The organism is [Clostridium] clostridioforme AGR2157, from assembly GCF_000424325.1.
In the GTDB taxonomy this organism is placed as follows: Bacteria; Bacillota; Clostridia; order Lachnospirales; family Lachnospiraceae; genus Enterocloster; species Enterocloster clostridioformis_A.
In genome coordinates this window covers 1-5,924 of the sequence record NZ_AUJR01000099.1, presented here as the reverse complement: position 1 = coordinate 5,924, position 5,924 = coordinate 1, and the positions used below count along the sequence as shown (strand labels likewise).

4 protein-coding genes and 1 pseudogene are annotated in these 5,924 nt (G+C 44.9%); 1 reads left to right on the top strand and 4 read right to left on the bottom strand.

Annotation, left to right across the window (positions count from 1 at the left end; genetic code table 11):
• The 4 genes from G614_RS0123280 to G614_RS0123265 all read right to left on the bottom strand — a co-directional run.
• On the bottom strand, positions 1 to 3,036 hold a 3,036-nt coding region (locus G614_RS0123280), incomplete at its 3' end, for a DUF6531 domain-containing protein (protein ID WP_027643810.1).
• 8 nt (positions 3,037 to 3,044) lie between these two features.
• Entirely contained in the window at positions 3,045 to 3,824 is a 780-nt protein-coding gene (locus G614_RS0123275) for a hypothetical protein (RefSeq protein ID WP_027643809.1), read from the bottom strand.
• Positions 3,825 to 4,204: 380 nt separating this feature from the next.
• Positions 4,205 to 4,396, bottom strand: coding sequence for a hypothetical protein (locus G614_RS28785; protein WP_044918710.1), 192 nt, complete (start codon positions 4,394 to 4,396; stop codon positions 4,205 to 4,207).
• A gap of 259 nt (positions 4,397 to 4,655) precedes the next feature.
• Complete coding sequence (locus G614_RS0123265) at positions 4,656 to 5,066, bottom strand: hypothetical protein (RefSeq protein ID WP_027643808.1); 411 nt, start codon at positions 5,064 to 5,066, stop codon at positions 4,656 to 4,658.
• A 164-nt stretch (positions 5,067 to 5,230) separates the two neighbouring features.
• Here G614_RS0123265 and G614_RS28780 point away from each other — a divergent pair.
• Positions 5,231 to 5,872: pseudogene (locus G614_RS28780) on the top strand (transposase); the annotation flags it as partial.
• Between the last annotated feature and the right edge of the window lie 52 nt (positions 5,873 to 5,924).

Genomic DNA, 5,924 nt, shown 5'->3' with positions numbered 1-5,924 from the left:
GGCTTCATAGCCATGGGGACGGATTTCTTTTATCAGCTGGTCATTCTGGTTATACAGATACCGGGTGACTGCTCCTCCCTGTGTGACCTGATGGGTAAGGCGGTCCTTTAAATCATACTGATAACGGGTTTCCAGGCATTCGCCCTCTGCTCCGCGCACCATCTCACAAAGCAGGTTGCCTGCTGCGTCATAGGCATAGCAGACCCTGCAGTCAATCTTATTCTTTTTATCAAGGATTCTTTCTTCTGTCAGACGGTTGTTCCAGTCATAGCTTCTTCGTATTTCATTTCCATCTGGTGTTATAATTTCAGTCAGGTTTCCGCTTTCATCATAGGCATATCTGGTGACAGCGCAGTTAACCGGACCATTCCCCTGGATTTCTTCTTCCTTCTGGATTCTCCAGCCATTTTTATTGTAGCCGTAGCGGACACGACTCCTGATGCCCTCCTCAATCACCCGCTCTTCCCGTGTGAGGTTTCCAAGGCAGTCATACTCATAGTGTATTTTAGCCCCGTACCCATCTTCCACTTGGGACAGACGGTTATTCTTATCATATGAAAACTGAATCCGCAGCCACTCAGACGGATCAGCGTCCCGCTCTGTCTCTTCCTTCCCGTACGCTTCTTCTATCTTATTCCCCTGCTGGTCGTATGAATATTTTATAGCACGGTAATACGTTGTTTCTGCTTCCCGTCTGACACTGACCTGCTGGCGCGTTATCTGGCCAAGGCCGTTATACTTATAAAGGGTTTCTTTTCCTTCCCCGTCTGTCTCCTGGAGTACTTGGCCGTGTTTATCATATTCATAGCGCCGGATCTCATTCCCTTCCGGGTCTGTTACGGAAACAAGCCGCCCCATCTGATCGTAGGTATAAACATACCCCGGACCATCGTCCAGCGCCCTGTCATACGATTCCGGCATGACCTGTTTGACCAGGTTCCTTTCCGCATCATAAAACCGCCGCTCTATACCTCCGTCTGCATAATGGATACGGATGCAGTTCCTGTCCCAGTTGTACTCATAGTGCGTCCCGTCTCCGTCTTCACCGTTCACCTGATAGCTGACAGGATGGACCTCTCTGGTGATGTCCCCGTCAAAATTGCGGAACAGCCGTTTATGCTCATTTTCTGGCGAGACGGTATCCACAACACGTCCCAGAAAGTCATAGTAATATTCATAGCTGCCCGCCTGGTTCTTCCAGTTTTTCGCCGGATGATAAGAGGTCAGATTGCCCATCCGGTCGTAGAACCACCGGCTGGTATAGCCTTCCCCGTCCACTCTCTTGGTAACAAAGTTCCTGGAGTTATAACTGAGCATGACCGTGCCATAGGAATTCCCGACCGACATCCTGCGTCCGACTTTATCATATTCATAAGTAGTCTCTTCTCCCTTGGGAGTAAGGACCCGGCTGGGGTATGCACGGTTTGTCTCATATTGGAACTCGGTTTCATTTCCCAGGCCGTCCCGGCTGGCGGTACGCCGGCCCATCAGGTCATACCGGTAGAGGGTCTCTCTCCACTCCTTGTCTGTAATCCGTTCCCTAACATAAATTAGGTTGTGGTTCTTATCATATCCATTGACCGTCTCACGTTCTTCCGAATCCCAGACTTTCACTAAGTCATGGTTTTCATCATACTCAAAGTGGGTTTCCAGTCCATCGGGACTGATTTCGCAAATTTTCCGGTCATAATCATCATACTGCCAGCTTGTCCTGATTCCGGTACGGCTGACCTGGAGAGTCCGCATATTCTGCTCTGAATACCCATATGACATACTGGTTCCGTCTTCGTAGATAACCCGCCCGGTCAGTCGTTGGTCATTGTATTCATATACTTCTCTTTTCCCTGATTCGCTGAATTTGATCGTATTCCTGCGGTTTTTATCATCATATTCAAACTCCTGGTATGCCCCGCTCTCAAATTCCTGGCGGAGAATGCGTCCGTTTTCATCAAACGTATTCTCCAGATACCGCAGCCCGTTTTCGTCTGTAACCGACGCGATATAACCATTTCCATCATATTCATAGTGGGTAATCCCTTCGTCTGTATGTATGACATCGGTCAGCAAATCCCCTTCATACCGGTACTGAATCCGGCGTCCAATCTCATTGGTAATCTGGAGTATCCGCTCCTCCCTGCTCACCACCTCAAGATAGTTTCCTAACGGGGTGGTGATACGCGAAAGCCCGCCGTCCCCGTAATGAAATAGAATGCGCTGCTGGTTGGGATATTCCATCTGCATCAGCCGTCCTGTACTGTCATACAGACATTCCGTATGCTCAATTACATCCGAGAGTGTAAAGAGGCGCTGTTCCTTATCTGCTTCAAGCGCAAATCTTGCAGCACCTTTACTTCGGTTGATCCATTTCTCGTCTTCCCATTCAAAGAGAATGGAATGCCCGGTAATTGTATTCATATGGATTCGGCCATTCTGTGATGTATCCCGGTAAATGCGGCTTTCAAAAGAGAAAGTCCAGCCTTTTCCCATGGTTGAAACATCCTGGTTTCCGGAGCGGTATGTCCGGTTCAGCTTTAGCGCAGCAGGAATACTTGCCAGAATGAAATCCGTTGTCTGAATCACATACTCCCCTGTCACGGCATCCACCGGGTCAGGGATATAGGAAGACATGACATTTGACGTGGCATTCTGTGCCAGGCTTTCCCAGAAATTAAATTCCTTTCCTGTCATATCACTTATCATCCAGTCTAAGCCTGTGTCAACAAACGTTCCGGTAGCAGCCATCGCAGCTTTATTTTCTGCGAGATCGCCAAGGATTCCCGATGTAATACGGGAGCCTACCTGCCCCTGCACTATACCTAATCCAGTATTAATTGCCAAGTTCTTGCCATCAATTTTTCCATAATAGATTAAATCATTTGCCGCTCCCTTTGTCACATTGCTGCCTATCTGGATTGCCGTTTTCAGATTCTTCGCCTGCTGGCTGTTACAAGCAATCGGTGAGAATTTTGTAAAAAGGGCCCCAAAACCACTTGCAAGCGCTTTTCCTGACACAACACCAAAAGCAACATCATTCACTATTTTTGCTATATCGTATGCGGTCTGATTCCCAAAAAACAGCGTGTCCCGAAGAAAGTTATAGGACTGGCTGGAATCGGCCTGCCGGCTCTTTTGGATTCCTTCCCTTCTGAAATATCCGCTGCAGCGACTGCCACTGTTGTAGCCGCCAGGCCATAGGTCCAGGCCATGGCCGGTGCTACCAGAGCCGTTCCCAGGCCAGCGGTGGCCCCCGTGACTATTGCCCCGACCACGGTTACCCCCACCGCCAGCACAACCGTACCGACAGCCGCATCTCCTGCTGTCACTTCAGCCATAATCGTTGCCGCAGACGGATCGACCGGTGCTGCATCTCCGGTGTTTAGTTTGACAAATGTAGAGATTATGTGGGTTTCCTCTGTAATTTCTATTTTTGTGACAGCGCCCTCCCCAATCTGAGCGGTTATTTTACTTCCTTCCAGGTACAGATTCAATACGGCTGTACCGCCTTCTCCTGTCGGTGTGCCAATAGACAGATCTTGGTCCGCTGTAATTTCTATTTCGTTCCCCTTAATTGTCGCATTCCCCTCGGTATCCAGAATCACGCTGGTAGTCCCTGCAGTTTCTGCAGCCGCTGAGATACCAGTTGGCGTCATCAACAGTTCCGCTCCGTTCACATTAGAAAAATATTTATAATCCGGATTTTGTGCGTAACCCCCACCCGAACTGCCGGAACTTCCGGCGCTCGCCCCTCCCGACGTCCGGACGGCATGGACGGCGATTGCATCCCTCTCTTCATCGCTTGGGAAATAAATTTCAGATTGTCCCACTTCTCTCTTTCACATTTTATAAATCTGGCGTTTCAATATAGACGAATGAATATGGCAAATTCTGCAGGGCATTGACTGGTAGCTGGCAGTCGGAAGCCTGAGGCCCCTTTTAATGTATTTGGACATGCATTAACCGCTTTAAACATCTTGATGCCAACAGAAATTCCCTCTGAAGGTGTATAAATGGTATCTGACCAGCTTTTACCCCAATTATGTAACATAAGCCGTATATCTTCTCTCCCACGATTCAAGCTCACCATAGGGAAGAAATATGACAGCTTTAAGTGCTATATTTTTCAGTCATAACCTCCTCTTCTTCACACTATTTCAAATGAAGCCGCTATATGAAACAACGGCTTCAATCTTATGTGTACTCTCTTTTATAACGTTATCGCAATATCAATTCCTATACCATTTACAAGAAATTCTGTGAGAGAATCCGCAATCTTGTCTGAATCTCTAATATCTAAGGCCCCTGCCTCTGCTCTATATATGCCGAACCCCTCATTTCCTTCTCCGTAAAAATACATTAAATCTCCGACATCATCCTCAATCAGCCACGCACATTTCATGAAAAAACACCATTACCAGCAGATATTGCCAACTTTTAGGTTATCATATAATAAGAAACCATTGTGCATACCTTTCACATCGTAAAAGTAAGCTATGTTGTTCGCTGCAGTACTAGAGCGCGTTTGAAAAATGCTCTAGTACTACAGCAAACATTATTACACGTACATTTGACTTTGTGCCAATCTTCTTAGATACAGACCTTAACGCACATATATAAAACATATACTTAATTAGCGTGGATTATATTAGTCTTCAATCCTATAACAACTCATCCGCGCCGTATTTGCTAAACAAATTAATTAGTCCGTCTTCTCCTAACATATCGAATAACAATTCATTTCCATCATCACTTAATTCAGAAATATTTATATCTTTCCCATCATGCTCTACAACTAATTTAAAAATTGGATTCATCTCAAATCGGTCTATAACTTGTATTACCGAATGATAAATAATATTTTTCGTAAGTAATTTCAACATATCTATTTGATTTTCTGTAAAAGATTCCGTGTATGCTTTAATTTGCTTTACAAATTCCGGGCTTCCTTTTCCTTCATAGGCATTATTATAACGCTCTATTGTATAATCATATACATATTTCACAAAATCTTTACCATAGCACAATAGTGCTGGCCTATCTTCAAAATATTTTGGTATTTGTTCTTCCATATAATTTATCTCCTTTTTTCTACTGGTAGTGTCAAGTTTCACTACCGTTTTTTATTGTTAAACCTTGATTTTATGGGAGTTTGCAATAAAAAGAGCAATGACCTCCCTTTTCTGGTATAATGTCTATCGCCAAACAAACACAACCCAAAGGAGATTCATTGCTCATGGACATTATACTTTATTTTCTTAACTACATTCAATACCAACAGCGAATTATTCGCTATCTTTTTTCTTTTATCTGCAGATATATACCACTCAAACAGTGGGCTTTTGATGATTCCCACTCTCCGAAGTATCAAAAATTCAAAACGGATGAGCTTCCTCTCATCACAGATTTTCGTCAGGACTGGACTTATAAGGAGCTGATTCCTTACTTTGAAAAACGTTACGGTAAGAAAATCCGTCCCGTCAATCGCCGATCCGAGTGTGATATCCCAGATGAATGCTGTTGCCCCCGCTGTGGTGCTCCTAAACCATTTCTATACAAAAATAATGGTTCCAAAGGACAGATTCTCTGCAAAGTCTGTGATACCAGATTCTCTCCGGAAGAAAGCCGGTTTTCCTCAATCAAGCTCCGTTGCCCGCACTGCGGGAATACCCTTGTTCCAAAAAAGAACCGAAAGCACTTCATCATACACAAATATGTGAACCCAAAGTGTCCTTACTATCTTCACAATTTTCGTAAAGTTGATAAAAAAGACTTGGATGAATTCACGATAGATTTTTTTCGCATGGATTTAAGCTCTCTGCCAAAGAATGCTTCTTCCCTAAACCCCCATGCCCGCACATTTGGCACCACCATAAATGAAACTGTGCAGACGGTAGGCTATTGAATATGTCTTCGCTATTGTTTATACT